The sequence below is a fragment of the Neorhizobium sp. 05N33 genome (assembly GCF_056397445.1).
Map to the genome: position 1 here is coordinate 103,856 of NZ_JBFTNK010000004.1, position 18,813 is coordinate 122,668.

Sequence of the window (18,813 nt, forward strand, 5' to 3'; positions counted from 1 at the left end):
TTGCTCCTCACCCTTCGTTGCCTTTCCCAAAGGATTAGGATCATCCATTCCATGAGTCAATTGAGAATTGGAATATATTATTCCATTTCCTTCCTGGACCTACCGAGACACGGGATCAGGGTCAGGAGGCTTGCAGGGCCTTGCGTGCGAGAATGATGGCGCCCGAGACGGCGTCGCCGTCGGCGGGTTTCAGGCGGCGGCGGACGTCGGGCGCCAGCCAGGCCTCGAGCGGGCTCGACAGGCCGCCAAGCAGGGTAACGCGCGGCGCGCCCTGATCGAATAGCGTGCGGACCAGCGTGTCGATCTGTTCGGCAGCACTTTGGACGATGCGGCGGCCGACGGAGTCGCCCTGGTCTGCATGGCGCATCACCATCGGCGCCAACGAGGCATAGTCGGTGGCCGACGACCGGTCCATCCAGCCGATGGCTTCATAAGGATCGTTCTGGAAACGTTGCATGACCTCGATCAGCAGAGCGGTTTTCTCGATCCGCCCGTCATGAGCCCGAAGCGCCAGCTGCACCGCTTTCAGGCCGAGATCTGCACCGCTGCCTTCGTCCGAAATGGGAAATCCGTAGCCGCCGAGGCGCAGGTCGCGGCCTTCTGCAAAACCGAGCCCGATCGAGCCGGTGCCGGCAATGACGATCGCGCCGTCGCGACCCGAATGCGCGCCGAGGCACGCACCCATGCCGTCGCTGACGAAATCGATGCTGGCGAACGGATGCGGGATCGCCTTCAAGGCTTCGACGGAACCCTTGCGACCGGTGCCTGCAAGGCCGACGCCCACATGGGTGAGGGCCATCTTGTCGGGTCCGAACCCGGCTTCGTCCAGGGCGGCGTTAAAGGCGCGCGAGATCGAGGCCCAGGCCTGCTCGATGCCGAGCCGCGTCGTTGCAGGGCCGGAAAGACCCTGGCCGAGTACGGCGCCGGATTCGTCCTCAATACGGGCGCGGCAGCCGGTACCGCCGCCATCGACACCCAGGAAAAAGCGTTCGGTTCCGGCCGTCATGCGCTGATCCGCTGGATATCGGCTCCGCATTGGCCAAGCTTACGGTCGAGTTGTTCGTAACCACGGTCGAGGTGGTACACGCGGTTGATGGTCGTTTCGCCCGACGAGACCAACCCGGCGAGTACGAGGGAGACGGAGGCGCGCAAATCCGTCGCCATCACCTGCGCACCCTTCAACGGTGCTCCGCCGCGTACGAGTGCGGTGGTCCCCTGGAGCGCGATATTGGCGCCGAGGCGCATCAGCTCCGGCACGTGCATGAAGCGGCTTTCGAAGACGGTTTCGCGGATCAGCGAAGCGCCTTCGGCACAGGCGGCGAGCGCCATGAACTGCGCCTGGAGATCGGTCGGGAAACCCGGATAGGGCTCGGTGGTGATATCGGTTGCCTTCAGCGGTCCTTCGCGCGAGACGACAAGACCGCGGTCGCTCGGCCAGATGCTGACGCCCATCGCTTCCAGCACCTGGACGATGGAAGCCATGTTTTCCAGCCGCGCGTTGGTGAGCTCCAGCATGCCGCCGGTGATCGCGGCTGCCACGGCGTAAGTCCCGGCCTCGATGCGGTCGGGGATGCCGTGATGTTTCGCCGGCTGCCAGGTGGTTGAACCCTGAACCAGGATACGGTGGGTGCCGGCGCCTTCGATGCGTGCGCCCATGGCGATCAGGCAGGCGGCGAGATCGGCGACTTCGGGTTCGCGGGCGGCGTTGAGGATTTCGGTTTCACCCTTGGCGGCGGTCGCGGCTATCATCGCGGTTTCGGTGGCGCCGACGGAGGGGGAGGGAAGCACGATACGGCTGCCCTTCAATCCGCCCGGTGCCGAGGCGACGATCAGGCCGCTCTCGATATCAATGTCCGCACCCAGCGCTGCCAACGCCTTGACATGCATGTCGACCGGGCGCGCACCGATGGCGCAGCCGCCGGGCAGAGATACGCGTGCCTGGCCGAAGCGGGCGAGCAGTGGTGCGAGGACGAGCACGGTGGCGCGCATTTTGCGAACGGTGTCGTAGGAGGTTTCCTTCGAGACGATTGCCTTGGCATCGACGATGGTGGAATGGCCGGTGCGGGTGACGGCGGCGCCATGCAACTCGACGACCCCCAGCATGTTTTCCACGTCGCTGACCTGCGGCAGGTTGGTGAGTTCGACCGGGTAGGGGCTCAGCAGCGTTGCCGCGATCTGCGGGAGCGCTGCGTTTTTCGCCCCGGCAATGGTGACGGCTCCCTGGAGCCGATGGCCGCCGACGATCCGTAATCTGTCCATGACAAAACCTGTCAAAAAAGGCGCGGTGAATCTCAAATCATTCTATGCCTCCACGAAACTAAACCACCCGGCGCCTCTGTCAATCATTCGGAATTTTTTATTCCTTTGTGCAGCATTATCTGCGATAATCCATCCTTGGTTTAAGAATGGAAACGGTGTTGTGGACGGGCGTTGCGGTGATATCCTGCTCCACCGTCCCAACCCATCGTGAAGCTTCCGAAGGAACGCATGTCAGTCTTAAAGAAGATCAACGCGCAGCTCGAGGATATGGCACCGGCAGACCGGGAGATCGGCCAGTTCATCCTCGACAATCCGGACCAGATGCTGCGGCTTTCCTCGGCAGCGCTTGCGGCCGAGACGGGGCGCAGCCAGTCGAGCGTCGTGAAATTCAGCCAGAAGCTGGGTTTTGCCGGATACCAGGAGCTGAAACTCGCCGTCAGCGAGGCGAAGGCGCAGGAATGGCATGCGCCTCCCGGCATGATCCACGGCTCGATCGAGGTCGGCGACAGTTATCTGACGATCCTGCAGAAGCTGATCGGCAGCAAGATGCTGTCCATGCAGCAGACGCTTGCGGTCAACAACGAGCAGGAGATCGAGCGGGCCCTGACGGCTCTCAACGATGCGCGACGCATCCATATGGCCGGCGTCGGGGCATCGTCGCTGGTCGCCCGCGATTTTTCCTACAAGCTGATGAAGCTCGGCCGCAACGTGCTGCATGACAGCGACAGCCATGTGCAGATGGCGAATGTCTCGACGCTCAACAGCCAGGACGTGCTGCTGGCACTTTCCTATTCCGGCACCAGTTTCGAGACGCTGAGGATCGCCGAACTGGCGCGCCAGCGCGGCGCGACGGTGATCGCCATTACCGGTCTCAACGGCAATCCGCTGATGCAGGCGGCGGATATCCGACTTTATACGGTCGCGGACGAGGAGCGGGTGCGCTCGTCCTCCATCACCGCGCGCGATGCGCAGCTGATGCTGACGGACTTGCTGTTCATCCTGCTCGTCCAACGCCAGCCGGACGCCAACGAATACGTCCATAACAGCGAACTTGCGGTCTCTGTCCTGAAGGCCAAGTGACCTTAAGTTCACGCAGCCATGCGATGCTTCAGCCGCATGACCTTGAAGAAACCGTTCGGGAAGACGCGACGGATTTCCGCCACCTCGAAATCGCCGCGGCGCTTTGCCCATTCGACAATCCGGGCGATGCGGAAGGACGAGCTCCACCCGACCCGATGCACCAGCGGCGCGACGGCATCTTCGATCGCCCCTTGCAGTCCCCGCCCGTCGCCGAGCTTGCTCGCAACGATGATCTCTCCGCTCGGGCGGAGCACGCGGGCGCACTCGTCAAGCGCACGTTCGGGATCCGGGATCAGCGTGATGACGAAGGGCAGGCAGACGGCGTCGAACGAGCGGTCGGCAAATTCAAGGCTGTGCGCATCCATGACATGCAGCGACTGAACGTGGGAGAGGCCGGCGCGCGCGACCTTCTCGCGCGCCTTGGCGATCATGTGTTCAGAAAGATCGATGCCGGTGACACGGCAGTGTTTCGGGTAGTAGGGCAACACGAGCCCGGTGCCGACGCCAACTTCGAGGATATCTCGTCCGACTTCGGCGGCGAGCTTCGCGACGGTGCGATGTCCGTCGCGCAGCAAGCCTCGATAGACCCGGTCATAGACCGGCGCCCACCGTTCATACACCTTCTGCTGATGTTCGGCGCTGTTGCGGATAACTGCCAAGATCGTCCCCTCCGGTTTGCCCTGCTTGGGCTAAAACTCAGGAGGAAAACGATAGTTCCGCTTCGCGACGGTATTGCGACAGGGTTTTAGACGTCAGAGCGCGCGCATCGCGTCCATGAATTCTCTCGCCTTTTTGCCGATGGAGGCGATGTCGGCACCGGGTTTGTAAAGGGAGGAGCCGATGCCGAAACCGGCTGTGCCCGCCTGCGCGTAGACAGCCATGTTCTCGGGCGTGACACCGCCGACAGCGAGTACCGGGATATCCTTCGGCAGAACCGCCTTCCATGCCTTGATGACATAGGGCGGAATCGCTTCCGCCGGAAAGGCCTTGATGCCGCTGGCGCCGGCCTCGATCGCCGCGAAGGCTTCCGTCGGGGTTGCGACGCCCGGCAGGCTCACCATGCCCGCCGCGCGGCTGGCCTTGATGACTTCGACATTCGCGTTTGGCGAGATGATCACCTTGGCGCCGGTCGCGGCGACATCGGCGACCTGGGCCGGGGTCAGTACGGTGCCGGCACCGATCAGTGCCTGGTCTCCAAAACGCTTGACGAGCTTTTCGATGCTTTTCAGCGGATCGGGGGAGTTGAGCGGCACTTCAATGATCCGCCAACCCGCCTCGACGAGTACCTCGCCCACCGCTTCCGCTTCTTCCGGCTTGATGCCGCGCAGGATGGCGACGAGATTGCATGCCTTGAGCGCCTCTTGGAAAGTCATCTCGAAACTCCTTTATTGCGCGGCTTCGGCCGCGATCAGCATGATGCCGCGTTTGGCGGCGTTTTCCGGAGCGGGTTCGACCGTCAGGCCGAACAGGGGCGCGATCCGGCCGTAGCGGCTGTTGAGCACGTTGTTGCCGACGATGCCGATCGTATCGCCGTTCTTGAACCAGCCGGCAGCGCGGGCCTGGCGGAATTCCGAGCCGATGACGAGGCCGGAGACGTAATCGAGGATATCCTCGGGCTTCAATTTGCCGTCCAGAATGCCGGTGCGGGCGCTGAAGATCGCCGACAGGAAGGCATCGGCGGCGGCCGAATCGCTCGCTGCAAATTCCGCCCCGCGATCGAAGCTCTGCCAGTCGGGCTCGGCGCCCGGCTGCGGCTCGAGAGCCTTGGCGATGAAGGAATGTTTGGTCAGAAGCGAAAATACCTCGCCGGTCGCATACGTCTGGAAACCGTCGATGCGGTTGTCCTTGACCCGTGCCCATTTGCTATGGGTGCCGGGCAGGACCAGGGTGCGGTCGCGCTCGAGGCCGTAGCCGACGATCTGGGTTTCCTCGCCGCGCATCACATCCGGAAAGGGTTTTGCGGCCGGATCGCGCATGCCGGGCAGGAAGGTGATGACGGCGCCGTTCTGAAGAGTGAGTTTGCGCGTGCCGGCGGCAAGCTCGGCGATCCCGCCGGGCGTGTCCACATAGGGTACTTCGACCCAGCCGTTGCGGCTGGTGATCATGCCGCTTGCCAGGACGGGCAGGGGGCCATGTGCCGAAAACCACTCACCCACCGTTTCCATCAACGCCTGCTCGAAGGCGCCGTTCTTGACGAACTGGATGCCGCCGCTCGACGTATCGCGGGTATCGAGCGTTTCGCCTGTTTCCGAAACCAGCATGGCGCGCAGCGAGCTCGTTCCCCAATCGAGGATGATCGAGGTGGGTTTTGGCATGGTCACATTTCTCCCGAAGCGGCTTTCGCCCCTTCGATAGCCCGTGACGTATCACCCTGTCGAGAGGCGACCCGCCGGAAACCGGCGGCGATGTCGGGCGTGACGAGATTTGTCTGCGCCCCGAAGATCTTGAGCGCCGTCTTGTAACGCTCGGCGAGCGCGGCGTGACCAACGATGTTGATTTTCTTCAGTTTGTCCTGCCCAAACGCTTCCGAGATTTCCGCGCCGATCATCAGGCCGGCGAGGTAGTCGGCGATCTCTTCCGGCGCCAGACGGTCGAACAGGACCAGGCTGCGCGCTGAAAAGACGCGGGCGAGGATGCGGCCGGGCAGCGTCTCTTGCTCAAGCGCTGTCTGGACGCCGCGGCGAAAGGCGTCCGGGCGCTCCTCGTAGGTTGCCGGGATGAGGCGCGAGACAAGCGAATCCTTCTTGAGCAGATTGAGGATTTCGCCCGACATGTAGGTGGTGATCGCCGTGATGCGGCCGCCTTCCATTATCACCCATTTGGCATGCGGACCGGGCAGCACGAAGATGCCGTCGGTTTCCGTGAGGCCGAAGAGCGACATTTCCTCGCCGCGCATCACGTCGGGCAAGGGTTTGGTCTGGGCGATGCCGGGCAGGAAGATCAGCGGCGGCAGGCCTTCGACCTCATGCGCAACCGCTTGGGCCAACAAATCCGCAGGCCCTGCCGGCACCGGTGCGAAGGGGCTTTCGATCCAGCCGTTGCGGCTGGTGACCATGCCGGAAAACAGGATTTGTTCCGCTCTGTCGACCCACTCGCCCAGCTCCTCGCGGAGTGCGGCTTCGAAACCGCCGGCTGCGACCTTGGTCGTGCCGCGATCGCTCTTCTTTTCTCCAAGGACCTTGTCGTCGTCGAGAAGCAGCGCACGGAAGGCTGCGGAGGTCCATTCGATGGCAATATACATGGGGAGATAATCCTAATAGGCGGGCTTGACCGGGAACCAGTCCTTGCGCTCGGTATCGAGATAGGCGCCGGCGATGCCAGGCACGCGGTATTTTTCCAGCAATTCGATATCCACTTCGACGCCGAGGCCCGGGCCTTCCGGCACCTGGAAACGACCGTCTTTCAAGACCGGCGGATTGGGCGAGATATCGCCGCCGAGATAGGCGCGTTCGGTATCGATGGCGATCGACATGTTGGGAAGCGATGCCGCAAGATGGATATAGGCGGATTGCGATAGCGCCAGTTCCGCGCCGGAATGCAGCGTCACCGGGATGCCGACCGCCTCGCAGATGGCCGCGGCCTTGATCGTCTGCCACAGGCCGCCGGCCTCGTGCGGGTCGAGCAGCACGACATCGGCTGCATTGGCGCGGATGATGTTTCCGACATCGGACAGCGTATAGGCGCTTTCGTCGAGCGCGATCGGCACCGTGGAGCGGGCGACGAGTGCCACATGGCCGGCGAGATCGTCGAGCTCCAGCGGTTGTTCCACATAGGCCGGATCGAAGGCTCTCAGTTTTTGGAGCTGGCGTTTTGCGGTCGCCGGGTTCCAGGCGCCGTTGACGTCAAGCCGCAGCGGGTGGTCGCCGATCACCTTCCGGGAGGTCTCGGCGAGCGTGATATCGCTCCTTTCGTCGAAGCCGATCTTCACCTTGAAAGTCGTATAACCGAGATCGAGGAAGCGCGTCAGCCGCTCCGAGAGACCTTTGGGATCATTGGTGAAGAGATAGGCGGCGGCCTCGACATTCTTGCGCCAGCGGCCGCCCCACATGGCATAAAGCGGCAGGTTCGCCTGTTTGCCGAGCGCATCCCACATCGCCATTTCCATGGCGCAGATCGCCATCACCGCAGCGCGCTTATGGTGATAGAAGCCGGCGCCGAGCACATGGCGGTGGAAGCGTTCCGCATCCGCGACCGGGTAGCCGATCGCCAGTGGTGCGACGACATCGGCGAATACTGCGGGCACGTTGGCGATCAGCGAGATCGTCTCGCCCCAGCCGATGATCCCGGCATCCGTCTCAATCCGGCAGATCAGCCGGGTCGTGCCGATTCGCCGCCCGGAACCCCAGAGAATGTTCTCTGTGAACGGCATACGGACCAGCCAATGGTCCACTTTGGTAATGCGCAAGATATCCTCCCATGGCCGGCAACTTTCTTGCCGCTTCAGTTTCGCTGTTGACATGGAACTTAGTTCCAAGATAACTCTCTTGGCAAGAGCGAGACGGCATGCTGTGGGAGCAGCACTGAAAATCGTCGTCCAGGGAGAGGGCATGGCCAAGGTGCAATTGGAAGCGATCGACAAGGATGTCGCCAATGATACGGGCGGCGTGCCGGGTGTTCAGGCGCTGACGCGCGGCATCCAGATTGTCGATGCGGTGGCGGCGGAAGCCCGCGGCCTGCGGTTCACCGAACTGCTCGACCAGACCCAGTTGCCGAAGGGCACGTTGCACCGGTTGCTGCAGGCGCTGGTGGACGAACGGCTGCTCCATTTCGATACCCGCGACCAGGTTTACCGGCTGGCGCCGCGGCTGTTCCAATGGGCTCACAAGGTGTGGGACAATTTCGATCTGCGCGGCGCGGCCGAACCGGAACTGGCGCGGCTTCGCGACCTGACGGGCGAGGCGATTCGTCTCGGCGTGCTCGACGGCGGCAGCGTCCTCTACATCGACCAGCGGGAAGTGCCGCAACCGCTGCGCCTCAACAATGGCGTCGGCTCGCGCGCAGCGCCGCATGCGAGCGGCCTCGGCAAGGCGATCCTGGCACATCTGTCGCTCGAAAAACGCCGCGCGCTGCTCGACGGCATCGAACTGGAACGGCTGACCCCGAACACGATCGTCAATGCCGAGGAGCTGAGCCGCCAGCTCGACCTTACCAAGGCACGTGGTTATGCCGTCTCGGTCGACGAGCAGCATATCGGTATTTCCTCGGTCGCAGCACCCGTCCTCAATCATCGCGGCGAACCGATCGGCGCGATCGGCATTATCGGCCCGTCCTTCCGCCTGCCGGTCGACCGGCTGCACGCTTTCGGCCGCGACGTCATCGAGGCGGCGCGCCGCACATCCGGCAATTTTGGAGAGTTTCCCATGTCGCTTGCGGTCAAGCCGCGTCCTCTCGGCCCCGATCGCGCCGACGTGCGCTGCGTCATTCCGGCAAGCACGTTTCTCGGCGAAGGCCCGCACTGGTCGCCCGAGCACAAGAAGCTCTATTTCGTCGATATCCTGGCGCCTGCCGTCCATACCGGCGACCCCGCCAAGGGCACCTATACGTCCATGCAGGTGCCGGAACTGATCGGCTTCGTGATCCCTCGCTCCCGTGGCGGTTTCGTTGCCGCCATGCACGGCGAGATCCGCGGCATCGATCTCTCGACCGGCGACATCACGACGATCTCGCGGCCTGAAGCCGATCGTCCCGGCAATCGCTTCAACGACGGCAAATGTGACCGTCGCGGCAGGCTTTGGGCCGGGACGCTCGCGATCGACACGACGCCGGACCAGGGGCGGCTCTGGAGGATCGACCCGGACGGTCGCTCGCGGGAGATGGATCGCGGTTTCCACGTCTCGAACGGGCTTGGCTGGAGCCCCGACGACCGTACCTTCTACTTCACCGACACCAATCGGCAGACGGTCTATGCCTATGACTTCGATATCGAAAGCGGCGAAGTCGCCAACCGGCGTGTGTTCATCACGGTACCGGAGGCCGAGGGCAAGCCGGACGGCATGACGGTCGATGCGGAAGGTTTCGTCTGGATTGCCCATTGGGACGGCTGGTGCGTTACCCGCTACGACCCGCAGGGCAAGGTGGAGCGGGTGATCAACCTGCCGATCCCGCGCCCGACGAGCTGCGTCTTCGGCGGTGCCGACATGCAGACCCTGTTCGTGACATCCGCCCGCATCCGGCTTTCGGCAGCGCAGCTTTCCGAAGCGCCGCTCTCGGGCAGTGTGTTTTCCATCGATACCGGCATCAAGGGCCAGGCAGCCCAGATGTTCGCGGGCTGAGAACTCAAGAGATACCCATGGCCAAGCTTGAACTCAAAGACATCCGCAAATCCTTCGGTTCGGCCGAAGTCCTGAAGGGCATCGACCTGATAGTCGAGGACGGCGAATTCGTCGCTTTCGTCGGTCCGTCCGGCTGCGGAAAATCGACGCTCTTGCGGCTCATCTGCGGCCTCGACGAAATCACCTCGGGCAAGATGGCGATCGACGGGGAACTGGTGAACGATGTGCCGCCGGCCAAGCGCGGCATTGCCATGGTCTTCCAGTCCTATGCGCTCTATCCGCATATGACGGTTGCCGAGAACATGGGTTATGCGCTCAGGCTTGCCGGTACGCCGAAGCCGGAGATCGATGCCCGCGTCGTCCAGGCAGCCAAAAAACTCCGCATCGATACCTATCTGGAGCGCAAGCCCCGCCAGCTCTCCGGCGGCCAGCGTCAGCGCGTTGCGATCGGCCGCGCCATCGTGCGCGAACCACGGATATTCCTGTTCGACGAGCCGCTTTCCAACCTTGATGCCTCGCTGCGCGTCGAGATGCGCATCGAGATCGCCCGGATGAAGGATACGCTCGGCACGACGATGGTCTATGTGACCCACGACCAGATCGAGGCGATGACGCTGGCCGACAAGATCGTCGTGCTCAATTCCGGCCGCGTCGAACAGATCGGTTCGCCGCTCGATCTCTACAACAAGCCGGTCAACCGCTTCGTAGCGGGCTTCATCGGATCGCCGCGGATGAATTTCCTGAGCCTCGGCGCCAGGAAAGGCGAAGGCGTCTTTACTGTTCCGGGCGGAGAAGTGCGTCTGCCGCGCGACCTGTCCTCCACGCCGGCAGAGATCGGCATCCGGCCGGAGCATGTGGAGCTGGTGAGCCGTGGCGCCCCGGATTCGCTCGCTGGGACCGTCACCATGACCGAACATCTCGGCAGCGACACCTATGCCTATGTGGCGCTCGAAGGCTCCGATGAGATGGTCGTCGTGCGCCTGTCCGGCGATCGCGCCGTCAAGCGTAGCGAGCCGATTGGCGTCCATGTCGACCCGGCGATGATCCACGTCTTTTCCGCCGCCGGCCTTTCGCTTGCCTCCGCGCGTCCCGTTGCCCTGGAGGCCGCATGACCATCCATCCCGAACTCATTGCAAAGGTTGAGGTCGAGGCCGCGACATATCCGAGCCTCAAGGGCATGGGCGTGCTGATCACCGGCGGCGGATCGGGCATTGGTGCTTCGCTGGTCGAGCATTTTTGCGCCCAGGGCTGCAGGGTCGGGTTCCTCGACCTTAATGCCAATGTCGCCGACGAGACGGCCGAAACGGTTGGCAAAAGGACCGGCAATACCCCATTCTATCGTGCGGCGGATCTGCGCGACATCGACGCCCTGAAGCACGGGATCGAGGCGCTGCGATCCGAGATCGGCCCTATCCGGGTGCTCGTCAACAATGCCGGCAATGACGACCGCATGCCGCTCGAAGAGGTGACGCCGGACTATTGGGACGAGCGGTTCCAGACCAATTTGCGTCACCAGTTCTTCGCGGTCCAGGCGGTCGTGCCGGAAATGGCGGAGGCCGGCGGCGGGTCGGTCATCAACATGGGCTCGATCTCCTGGATGCGTGGTGCTGCCGGGCTGATCTTCTATACGACCGCCAAATCCGCCGTCATGGGCATGACCAAGTCGCTCGCCCGCGAATTGGGGACACGCAATATCCGCGTCAACTCGATTGCGCCCGGCTGGGTGCTGACCGAGCGTCAGGTGGAGCGCGCCAAGCGTGTCTACCAGGGCAAGTTTTCCGAATACCTCGAGGTTCAGTGCCTCAAGGAGCACCTGCTGCCGCCTGATATCGCCCGCATGGCGCTGTTCCTGGCGGCAGACGATTCCCGCCTCATCACGTCACAGACATTCATCGTCGATGGAGGCGTCGTCTAACGAGGGCAAGGCGGATACGGCGCTCGCCGCTTGACCTTTTTCGGGTTGAAACAGAGTTCCATCATCATCGTTTCGGGAGGATCTGATGAATACCTTTACCAGACTGATCGGCACCGCCGCCGTCGCGCTTGCGCTCGGCTCGGGTGCCGCCAAGGCAGCCGACCTGAGCTTCATGAGCTTCACGTATGCGGAAGAGGCCAACAAGGCGATCGTCCAGGGTGTGCTGGACAATTTTCAGAAGGCCGAGAAGCTGACGGTCGAGCCGCTCGGCTTCGCCTGGGGCGACATGCAGAAGAATATCTTTCTGCGCGCCCGGTCGAAGACCCTGCCCGATATCGCCCAGCTTTCCGAACGCTGGCTGCCGACCTTCGCGAGCCTCGACAATCTTGTCGACCTGAACACGGTCTACGGCAAGGACAAGCTCCAGGCGGCTTTCGCGCCGGATGCGCTCGCCATGGGCAATATCAACGGCAAGCAGCTTGCGCTGCCGCTTCTGTCCGGTTCGATCGGCATGGTGGCCAATAAGGAAGTGCTTGCGAAGGCCGGCATCAATGACGTGCCGAAGACCGTTGACGACTTCAAGAAAGCTCTGATCTCGGTACGCGACAAGGTGCCCAACTCGGTGCCGTACTCCATGGCGACCAAGAACAACGGCTCGATCCTGATCGACTTCATGGTCTGGAACTGGGTACATGGCGGCCGGATCATCGATGACGCCGGCAAGGTCGTCGTCGACAGCCAGCAGAGCCGCGATGCGCTCGGCTTCATGGTCGGCTTGCTGAAGGACCGCCTGGCGGCTCCGGAAATAGACCGCCCGGATTCGCGCCGCCTGCTGGCGCAGGGCGCTTCAGCGTTCTATCTCGACGCGCCGCAGACCCGGACTTTCCTGCGCGATTTCTCCGGCAAAGGCCAGGCCTTCGATGCCAACGTGCTGCCGATGCCGACACCTGTGCTGAAGGCTGGTGACAAGTCTGTTTCTGTCCAGTGGGGACATCTGCTTGTGCAATTCGCCGCCGGCGGCAAGGCCAAGGCCGACGATCCGGCCGATAAATTCCTGACCTACATCATTTCTGACAAGGTGCAGACGGACCTTCCGTTGAAGATGAGCGCGCTGCCGGTCACCAAGTCCGCCCGCGCGGCGGTCGCCGACGACGCCTATCTCAAGAACTGGTCGGCTGCGACGGGAGACGCCCGCCGCAACGAAGTCGGCATCTGGTCCAATGCCGCCGACCTCACCAACATCATCGGCGAGGAAGTGCAGAGCGCGCTGCTCGGCCAGAAGTCTGCCGACGATGCCATCAAGTCCATGCAGGCTCGGCTGACGACCAGCATGGAGAAGGCGAAGAAGTCGGAATAGTTGAGGAGATCCCCCTCACCCGGCCTCCGCTTCGCTCGGCCACCCTCTCCCCCAGGGGAGAGGAGGAACGGAGACGCTACGGCAGGCTCCTTCTTCTCCCCAGCGGGGAGAAGGTGGCCCGAAGGGTCGGATGAGGGGGTGGCTTCCATGCATGGAAGCCTTGGAAGAACCATACTTAGGAAATGAACCCATGGCCGTGATCGAAAACAATGTCGGTGCCTATCCGGTCTCGCCGCATGCGAACCGCGGGGGCCTGAAAGCCGGGCAGAACCGGATCGGGCTGCTTCTGCTGCTACCGGCGGCGATCGCCTTTGCCGCGGTCATCCTCTATCCGTTCCTGTCGGCGCTCGGCCTGTCGCTGTTCGAATACACCGTCGAGATGATGGAGCCGCGCTTCATCGGTTTCGAGAATTTTTTAAAGATTGCGTCGGACCCGGATGTCTGGGCGGCGTTCTGGACGACGGCCATTTACGTGGTGTTGACGACAACGGGCACGCTGGTCGCCGGTCTCGGCTGGGCGCTGATCATGAACCAGCAGTTTGCCGGCCGTGCGCTGCTGCGATCGCTGTCGCTGCTGCCCTGGGTGCTGCCCTCGACGGTCAGCGCCTTCATCTGGGGCTGGATCTTCAATTCCCGTTACGGCGTGCTCAACGCCTTGCTGATGGAACTGGGGCTGATCGACTACCCACAGGCCTGGCTGTCGACGCCTGAAGGCGCGATGCTCGCCGTGGTGCTGACCAAGATCTGGCTCTCCATCCCACTCTTCATGTCCTTCTTCCTGGCCGGCCTGCAAAACCTCGACAAGGAGCAGATCGATGCCGCCCGCGTCGACGGCGCCGGAAACTGGGCGGTGCTGCGCGACCATATCCTGCCGCACCTGCGCCCGGTCCTGATGATCGTCGTGGTTCTCGGCGTAATCGGCAATCTGCAGCAGTTCGATACGATTTATGCGCTGACTGGCGGCGGACCGGTGCGGGCGACGACGGTTCTCTCCGTCGAGGTCTATCGCCGCGCTTTCGAGCAGTGGGATATCGGCTTTGCCTCCGCCGTCGGCGTGCTGTGGGTTGCGGCGCTCCTGCCGCCTGCCTTCCTCTATCTGCGCATGCTGGTGAAAGGAAACTGAGATGTTCGACCTTTCCTCCCGTCAGGCAAAAATCGTCTTTTTTGCCGCCCTTGCGGTGATCGGCTTCTTCCTGTTCTTCCCGCTCTACTGGCTGGTGATCTCGTCGCTGAAGGCGAATGCCGAGCTCTACCGGGTGGTACCGACGCCGTTTCCGACGATGCCGAGTCTCGAGCATTTCATCCGGGCGCTGACCGCCGGCAAACTGCCGATGTACCTGATGAACAGCCTGATCACTTCGACCTGCAGCGCCGCGCTGGTGACGCTGCTGGCCCTCTATGCCGGCTTCAGCTTCGCCAAATATCGGTATTTCGGTCGCCAGCCGGTGATGCTGTTCATGCTCTCGGCGCAGATGTTTCCGTTCGGCCTGCTGCTGATCTCGATCTACCCGCTGATGAGCGAGCTGAACCTGCTCGACACCCGGCCGGGACTGATCCTCAGCTATATCGTCTTCGCGCTGCCGGTCTCGACCTACATGCTCTACAGCTACTTTACCCAGGTGCCGGACGAGCTGATCGATGCGGCGCGGGCGGATGGTGCGAGCGATCTCAGGATCTTCCACACGATCGTCATCCCGATCTCGATCCCGCCGATAGTCACGGTATTCCTCTATTCCTTCATGTGGTCCTGGAACGACCTTCTCTATTCGATGACGCTGATCGTCTCGGACGAGAAGCGCACCATCGGGCCTGGTCTGCTTCTCACCTATCTCAACGAGGTCAATTCCGACTGGGGCGGCGCCATGGCGGCATCGCTGATCGCGTCTGCGCCCATCGTCGCGGCCTTCATGTTCCTCCAACGTTATTTCATTCAGGGCGTCACCGCCGGAGCAGTCAAATGAGCAAGATCCTTGCCGGGGCTTTCCCCGTTCTTCCCACACCCTTTCGCGACGACGGATCGATCGACGAGGCGGACTTCCTGTCGATCATCGATTTCGCGCTGGAGAGCAACGTGGACGGCGTCGTTTATCCCGGTGTCGCCAGCGAAGTGGACACGCTGACGCCGGAGGAGCGCAAGCGCCAGGTGGAACTGCTGGCGGAGCGCATCGGCGGGCGCATTCCGATCATTATCGGCGCCAGCGATCCGGATCCGAGGTCTGCGGCTAGACATGTGGCGCAGGCGGCCGAGATCGGGGCAGGGGCGGCCATGGTGATGGCGCCGCTTTCGCTCGGGAACGACATCGCCGCGCAGACTGCTTATTTCAGGGAAGTCGCTGCCAATGCCGGCGTGCCGATCATGCTGCAGAACCAGCCGAAGCCGATCGGCGCGGGGCTGACGCCGGAAGAGGTGGCGGCGGTTGCCAATGCCGTGCCTGAAATCCGCTACGTCAAGGAAGAGACCGCGCCCTGCGGCCAGCATCTGACCCGGATCAAGGCGGCGGCCAACGGTTCGCTCGACGCGATCTTCGGCGGTGCCGGCGGGCGATATGTCACCGACGAACTGGCGCGCGGTGCGGCCGGCACCATGCCCGCCGCCGAGCTTGCCGATATCCACGCTCAGATGATCCATGCCTGGCAGAAGGGCGATGTCGCGACGACACGAAAACTCTACAACGTCTCTCTGCCGCTTCTGAATTTCCAGGCGATCTTTCGCATGCATATGACCAAGGAAGTGCTGCGCCGCCGCGGTGTCATCAAGCACACCTTCGTGCGCGGCAAGGGGCCGAAATTCGACGAGGGCGATGCCAGGGAACTGGCGTTGCTTCTGGCGGAGGCCGATCTGCCCTATACCAATCACAAGCCCAATTGAGCCGGAACCCATGCCGAAAAACGTCGTCGATGCGATCGTCTCGGTCGAGACCTTCATCATCTCCATTCCCCGCGAGGTGCCCTATCTTGGGCCGCTGAAAGAGGGCGAGGCGATCAACGCGCGCGGTTACCTGATCCGCAAGGGCAACCGCACCATCTATCCCTCGACCGACATGACGCTGCTGATCAAGGTCACCGGCGAAAGCGGCAAGGTCGGCTGGGGCGAGTGTTATGGCATCGTCGCGCCAGAGGCGACCAAGGCGATCATCGACGACGTGCTCGGCCCCGTTATCATCGGCCGCGATCCGGGCGATGCGGCGGTCATCCATGAGGACCTCTACGACCTTATGCGGGTGCGCGGTTTCTTCGGCGGTTATTATCTCGACGCGCTGGCGGGTGTCGATATCGCCCTCTGGGACCTGACCGGCAAGAACCTGAATGTGCCGGTCTCGACGCTGCTCGGCGGGCGGCGGCACGATACGATCCGCGCCTATGTCTCCGGGCTGCCGAAAGCGACGCTGAAGGAGCGTTGCGATCTGGCCGTCCATTGGGTCGGCAAGGGCTACAAGGGCATCAAGTTCGCGGCGGTGGTCTCCGAGGAGGATATCGTCAAGGAAATGGCGGCTCTGCGCGAAGCGGTCGGCCCCGATATCGACCTGATGGTCGACCTGCACTGGAAATTCGAGGCGGGCGAGGCGATCCGCATCATCCGGCGGCTGGAGCCCTACAATCTCTATTTTGCCGAAGCGCCGGTACAGCCGGAGAACCTCGAGGGGCAGGCGCGGGTTGCGGCCGGCATCGGCGTGCCGCTGGCGCTCGGCGAGGAATTGCGCACCACCTATGAATACAGGCCACGGTTCGAAAAGCGGGCGATGAGCATCGTGCAGCCGGAAATGGGGCATACGGGCATTACCGAGTTCATCCGCATCGGCCAGATGGCGCAGGCCTTTCACATGAACATCATGCCGCACGCGTCTATTAGCGTCGGCATTTTCATGGCGGCGAGCCTGCAGGCGTCGTCGGCGCTGCAGAACGTGCCCTATCACGAATACCAGCACTCGATCTTCGACCGGAACCTCACCTATACGAAGGGCGACATGGCGTCAGGCGAGGGCACCTATGTGGTGCCGACCGGTGCCGGTCTCGGCGTCGAGCCGAAGGAGGAAGTGTTCGAGTTTGTCGTCAGACGGTGACAGGATCGACGTCGACTGTTGAAGGGGCTGTCGCCGGACGGCGACTGGGCGCAGCGCCTGAGATCATCACCGTGCGGCATCGCGGAACGCTTCGAAGATCACCCGGTGGCCGGCGTCGTTGGGGTGGGTGATGTCGGGCGAGGCGAGAAGTCCGTCGCCGTGCTCCATCATCCTTTCGTAGACCGGGGCATAGAAAACCGGGAATTGCCGGGCAAGCTCGCGGACCGCTTCCACATAACGCTCAAAGCCCTGGCGAGTCTGGCCGGTGAACCCTGCGCTTCCAACCGAGAACCCGGCATCCGGAATATAGGGCGGGCTGCCGATCGCGATCCTTTGCCCATGTCCGGCGGCGATCAACGCCTTCAGGATACGGCTATAATCCCGCACGAAGCCTGCGACGTTCATGGTCTCCGGAGCCGCGGTGTAGCGGGCGTCATTGTAACCATAGAGGATCAGGATCGCGTCCTCGTGCGGCCGATCAAGAAGTGATTCAAAAAACCTCCCGACTCCATTGTTCGGCCTCGGCTTTCCCTCGGCGAACCTTGAGCCCTGCAACACCGTTCCCGGGATGGCGTGATTGCGGATCGGGAAGCCATCGACCGCACCGGCAAACAGAGCCGGCCAGGCGAGTTCGGGGCGGGAGGCGTTGAAGCCGGCGGTGATGCTGTCGCCGAATACGCGGGTGCCGGAAATTGAAAGCGATTTCAGATGCTCCGCAAATATCATCAACTTTTCCTTCATTTTCCCGCTTGACAGCAGCCGGTGCAATCTTGTTTATACGTATTAGCTGCTAATACGCATTAGCAGTCAAGAGGAGACAGGGAGGATGTTGCGTGGCTGCGCCTAAGCGTTTGACCCAGCACGATATTGCGAAATTGGCCGGCGTCAGCCAGGCGACCGTTTCGCTTGTGCTGAACGGCGCACCGACAGCTCTGGCGCGTATTCCGCAGGAGACCCGCGAGCGCGTCCAGCAGGTCATCCGCACCACCGGTTATGTTGCCGATCCCATCGCGCGCCGGATGGCGAAGGGGCTCAATCGCATTCTCGGCGTGTTCACCTACGAGCCGGCGTTTCCAAGCGCCCAGGCAGACTTCTTCACGCCCTTCCTGCTCGGCATCGAGGAAGAGGCGCAGATCCAGAATTACGACCTTCTGCTTTTGACAGGGGCCGGCGTCGGGCAGGATCGAAAAATCTTTGCCGACGGCAACCGCCTGAGGATCGCCGATGGCTGCCTCGTGCTCGGCCGCGAATTCGACCGCGCGGAGCTGACGCGACTTGTATCCGGCGACTATCCGTTCGTGGCGATCGGCCGACGCGAGGACGCCGGCGGGCCGGTCCCCTATGTCGGCGGCGATTATGCGAACGGCACGCGGGCGCTCGTCGAGAAGGCAGGGGCGCTCGGGCATTCGAAGCTCGCCTATATCGGCCCACCGGGACCGGCGGAATCGACTGCCGATCGGTGGTCGGGCTTTGACGGTGCTCTCGGCGACGGTCTCGAGCTTGTCCTGCATATCGAAACGGCGGGACGTGCGGCAGACGAGATACTGGACGCTCTTTTCGGCAGCGGTGCGACTGTCGCCTTCTTTGTCGAGCTCGCCGATGCGGTGCGTGTCGAGGCGGCTGCGCGCGCGCGTGGCCTGTCCATCCCCGGTGATTTTTCGGCCGTCGTGCTCGGTAGCCATATCCGCGCGGAACGCAGCCATGTGCAATTCACCGCCTTCGACATCCCCCGCGAGGAGATGGGCCGGCAGGCGACAGCCATGCTGGTGCGCCGCATCGAGAGCGGCGATGCCGGCCAACAAATTCTTCTGACCTGTGAACCGGTCGAGGGGGAAACCCTTGGACCCGCAAAAAGACGGACATGATCAA

18 protein-coding genes are annotated in these 18,813 nt (G+C 62.8%); 10 read left to right on the forward strand and 8 right to left on the reverse strand.

Going from position 1 to position 18,813, the window contains the following annotated elements; genetic code table 11:
• Nucleotides 1–121 precede the first annotated feature (121 nt).
• Entirely contained in the window at nt 122–1,006 is an 885-nt protein-coding gene (locus AC1DLT_RS12970; protein WP_038588008.1) for a glucosamine kinase nucleotide-binding domain-containing protein, read from the reverse strand.
• Nucleotides 1,003–2,259 (reverse strand): UDP-N-acetylglucosamine 1-carboxyvinyltransferase, encoded by a 1,257-nt coding sequence (gene murA, locus AC1DLT_RS12975; RefSeq protein ID WP_477486983.1) that lies wholly within the window; start codon nt 2,257–2,259, stop codon nt 1,003–1,005. Before murA ends, AC1DLT_RS12970 begins: the two co-directional genes overlap by 4 nt.
• Nucleotides 2,260–2,487: 228 nt before the next feature.
• Here murA and AC1DLT_RS12980 point away from each other — a divergent pair, with 228 nt between their 5' ends.
• A complete protein-coding gene (locus tag AC1DLT_RS12980) occupies nt 2,488–3,339 on the forward strand; it encodes a MurR/RpiR family transcriptional regulator (protein WP_038543847.1) in 852 nt (283 codons plus the stop codon).
• Between the two features lie 8 nt (nt 3,340–3,347).
• Here the strand turns inward: AC1DLT_RS12980 and AC1DLT_RS12985 are convergent, their stop codons facing one another.
• The 5 genes from AC1DLT_RS12985 to AC1DLT_RS13005 form a co-directional block, all read right to left on the reverse strand.
• On the reverse strand, nt 3,348–3,998 hold the full coding sequence (locus AC1DLT_RS12985; RefSeq protein ID WP_477482855.1) for a class I SAM-dependent methyltransferase: 651 nt from the start codon (nt 3,996–3,998) through the stop codon (nt 3,348–3,350).
• Nucleotides 3,999–4,091: 93 nt separating this feature from the next.
• On the reverse strand, nt 4,092–4,712 hold the full coding sequence (locus AC1DLT_RS12990; RefSeq protein ID WP_477482854.1) for a 2-dehydro-3-deoxy-6-phosphogalactonate aldolase: 621 nt from the start codon (nt 4,710–4,712) through the stop codon (nt 4,092–4,094).
• A gap of 12 nt (nt 4,713–4,724) precedes the next feature.
• Nucleotides 4,725–5,654: a 2-dehydro-3-deoxygalactonokinase gene (locus tag AC1DLT_RS12995; RefSeq protein ID WP_477482853.1), complete on the reverse strand. Its 930-nt coding sequence runs from the start codon at nt 5,652–5,654 to the stop codon at nt 4,725–4,727.
• A gap of 2 nt (nt 5,655–5,656) precedes the next feature.
• On the reverse strand, nt 5,657–6,580 hold the full coding sequence (locus AC1DLT_RS13000; protein WP_477486984.1) for a 2-dehydro-3-deoxygalactonokinase: 924 nt from the start codon (nt 6,578–6,580) through the stop codon (nt 5,657–5,659).
• A 12-nt stretch (nt 6,581–6,592) separates the two neighbouring features.
• Nucleotides 6,593–7,744: a mandelate racemase/muconate lactonizing enzyme family protein gene (locus tag AC1DLT_RS13005; RefSeq protein ID WP_477486985.1), complete on the reverse strand. Its 1,152-nt coding sequence runs from the start codon at nt 7,742–7,744 to the stop codon at nt 6,593–6,595.
• 142 nt (nt 7,745–7,886) lie between these two features.
• Here AC1DLT_RS13005 and AC1DLT_RS13010 point away from each other — a divergent pair, with 142 nt between their 5' ends.
• From AC1DLT_RS13010 to AC1DLT_RS13045, 8 genes are all read left to right on the forward strand, one after another.
• Nucleotides 7,887–9,611 carry an SMP-30/gluconolactonase/LRE family protein gene (locus AC1DLT_RS13010; RefSeq protein ID WP_477486986.1) on the forward strand — a complete coding sequence of 575 codons (1,725 nt, stop codon included), beginning with the start codon at nt 7,887–7,889 and terminating at the stop codon, nt 9,609–9,611.
• A gap of 17 nt (nt 9,612–9,628) precedes the next feature.
• Entirely contained in the window at nt 9,629–10,723 is a 1,095-nt protein-coding gene (locus AC1DLT_RS13015; RefSeq protein ID WP_477486987.1) for an ABC transporter ATP-binding protein, read from the forward strand.
• A complete protein-coding gene (locus AC1DLT_RS13020) occupies nt 10,720–11,526 on the forward strand; it encodes an SDR family NAD(P)-dependent oxidoreductase (RefSeq protein WP_477486988.1) in 807 nt (268 codons plus the stop codon). The genes AC1DLT_RS13015 and AC1DLT_RS13020 overlap by 4 nt, the downstream gene beginning before the upstream one ends.
• An 85-nt stretch (nt 11,527–11,611) precedes the next feature.
• Nucleotides 11,612–12,883 (forward strand): ABC transporter substrate-binding protein, encoded by a 1,272-nt coding sequence (locus AC1DLT_RS13025; protein ID WP_477486989.1) that lies wholly within the window; start codon nt 11,612–11,614, stop codon nt 12,881–12,883.
• 190 nt (nt 12,884–13,073) lie between these two features.
• Nucleotides 13,074–14,006, forward strand: a complete 933-nt coding sequence (locus AC1DLT_RS13030) for a carbohydrate ABC transporter permease (RefSeq protein WP_477486990.1) — start codon at nt 13,074–13,076, stop codon at nt 14,004–14,006.
• Nucleotide 14,007: 1 nt separating this feature from the next.
• A complete protein-coding gene (locus AC1DLT_RS13035; RefSeq protein ID WP_247032864.1) occupies nt 14,008–14,844 on the forward strand; it encodes a carbohydrate ABC transporter permease in 837 nt (278 codons plus the stop codon).
• Nucleotides 14,841–15,752, forward strand: a complete 912-nt coding sequence (locus AC1DLT_RS13040; protein ID WP_477486991.1) for a dihydrodipicolinate synthase family protein — start codon at nt 14,841–14,843, stop codon at nt 15,750–15,752. The genes AC1DLT_RS13035 and AC1DLT_RS13040 overlap by 4 nt, the downstream gene beginning before the upstream one ends.
• Before the next feature lie 10 nt (nt 15,753–15,762).
• Entirely contained in the window at nt 15,763–16,944 is a 1,182-nt protein-coding gene (locus tag AC1DLT_RS13045; protein ID WP_477486992.1) for a mandelate racemase/muconate lactonizing enzyme family protein, read from the forward strand.
• Nucleotides 16,945–17,010: 66 nt separating this feature from the next.
• On the opposite strand, the gene AC1DLT_RS13050 is transcribed toward AC1DLT_RS13045, so the two are convergent.
• Complete coding sequence (locus tag AC1DLT_RS13050; RefSeq protein WP_247032867.1) at nt 17,011–17,670, reverse strand: SGNH/GDSL hydrolase family protein; 660 nt, start codon at nt 17,668–17,670, stop codon at nt 17,011–17,013.
• A 107-nt stretch (nt 17,671–17,777) separates the two neighbouring features.
• Here AC1DLT_RS13050 and AC1DLT_RS13055 point away from each other — a divergent pair, with 107 nt between their 5' ends.
• Nucleotides 17,778–18,809 carry a LacI family DNA-binding transcriptional regulator gene (locus tag AC1DLT_RS13055; protein WP_038543825.1) on the forward strand — a complete coding sequence of 344 codons (1,032 nt, stop codon included), beginning with the start codon at nt 17,778–17,780 and terminating at the stop codon, nt 18,807–18,809.
• The last annotated feature ends 4 nt before the right edge of the window (nt 18,810–18,813 follow it).

Bases quoted from the DNA above. Each gene is read 5' to 3' on its own strand.
- AC1DLT_RS13030 (WP_477486990.1), top strand. From the start codon at position 13,074: ATGGCCGTGATCGAAAACAATGTCGGTGCCTATCCGGTCTCGCCGCAT.
- AC1DLT_RS12970 (WP_038588008.1), bottom strand. From the start codon at position 1,006: ATGACGGCCGGAACCGAACGCTTTTTCCTGGGTGTCGATGGCGGCGGT.
- AC1DLT_RS12990 (WP_477482854.1), bottom strand. From the start codon at position 4,712: ATGACTTTCCAAGAGGCGCTCAAGGCATGCAATCTCGTCGCCATCCTG.
- AC1DLT_RS13045 (WP_477486992.1), top strand. From the start codon at position 15,763: ATGCCGAAAAACGTCGTCGATGCGATCGTCTCGGTCGAGACCTTCATC.
- AC1DLT_RS12995 (WP_477482853.1), bottom strand. From the start codon at position 5,654: ATGCCAAAACCCACCTCGATCATCCTCGATTGGGGAACGAGCTCGCTG.
- murA (WP_477486983.1), bottom strand. From the start codon at position 2,259: ATGGACAGATTACGGATCGTCGGCGGCCATCGGCTCCAGGGAGCCGTC.
- AC1DLT_RS13050 (WP_247032867.1), bottom strand. From the start codon at position 17,670: ATGATATTTGCGGAGCATCTGAAATCGCTTTCAATTTCCGGCACCCGC.
- AC1DLT_RS13010 (WP_477486986.1), top strand. From the start codon at position 7,887: ATGGCCAAGGTGCAATTGGAAGCGATCGACAAGGATGTCGCCAATGAT.
- AC1DLT_RS12980 (WP_038543847.1), top strand. From the start codon at position 2,488: ATGTCAGTCTTAAAGAAGATCAACGCGCAGCTCGAGGATATGGCACCG.
- AC1DLT_RS13040 (WP_477486991.1), top strand. From the start codon at position 14,841: ATGAGCAAGATCCTTGCCGGGGCTTTCCCCGTTCTTCCCACACCCTTT.
- AC1DLT_RS13035 (WP_247032864.1), top strand. From the start codon at position 14,008: ATGTTCGACCTTTCCTCCCGTCAGGCAAAAATCGTCTTTTTTGCCGCC.
- AC1DLT_RS13000 (WP_477486984.1), bottom strand. From the start codon at position 6,580: ATGTATATTGCCATCGAATGGACCTCCGCAGCCTTCCGTGCGCTGCTT.
- AC1DLT_RS13020 (WP_477486988.1), top strand. From the start codon at position 10,720: ATGACCATCCATCCCGAACTCATTGCAAAGGTTGAGGTCGAGGCCGCG.
- AC1DLT_RS13015 (WP_477486987.1), top strand. From the start codon at position 9,629: ATGGCCAAGCTTGAACTCAAAGACATCCGCAAATCCTTCGGTTCGGCC.
- AC1DLT_RS13025 (WP_477486989.1), top strand. From the start codon at position 11,612: ATGAATACCTTTACCAGACTGATCGGCACCGCCGCCGTCGCGCTTGCG.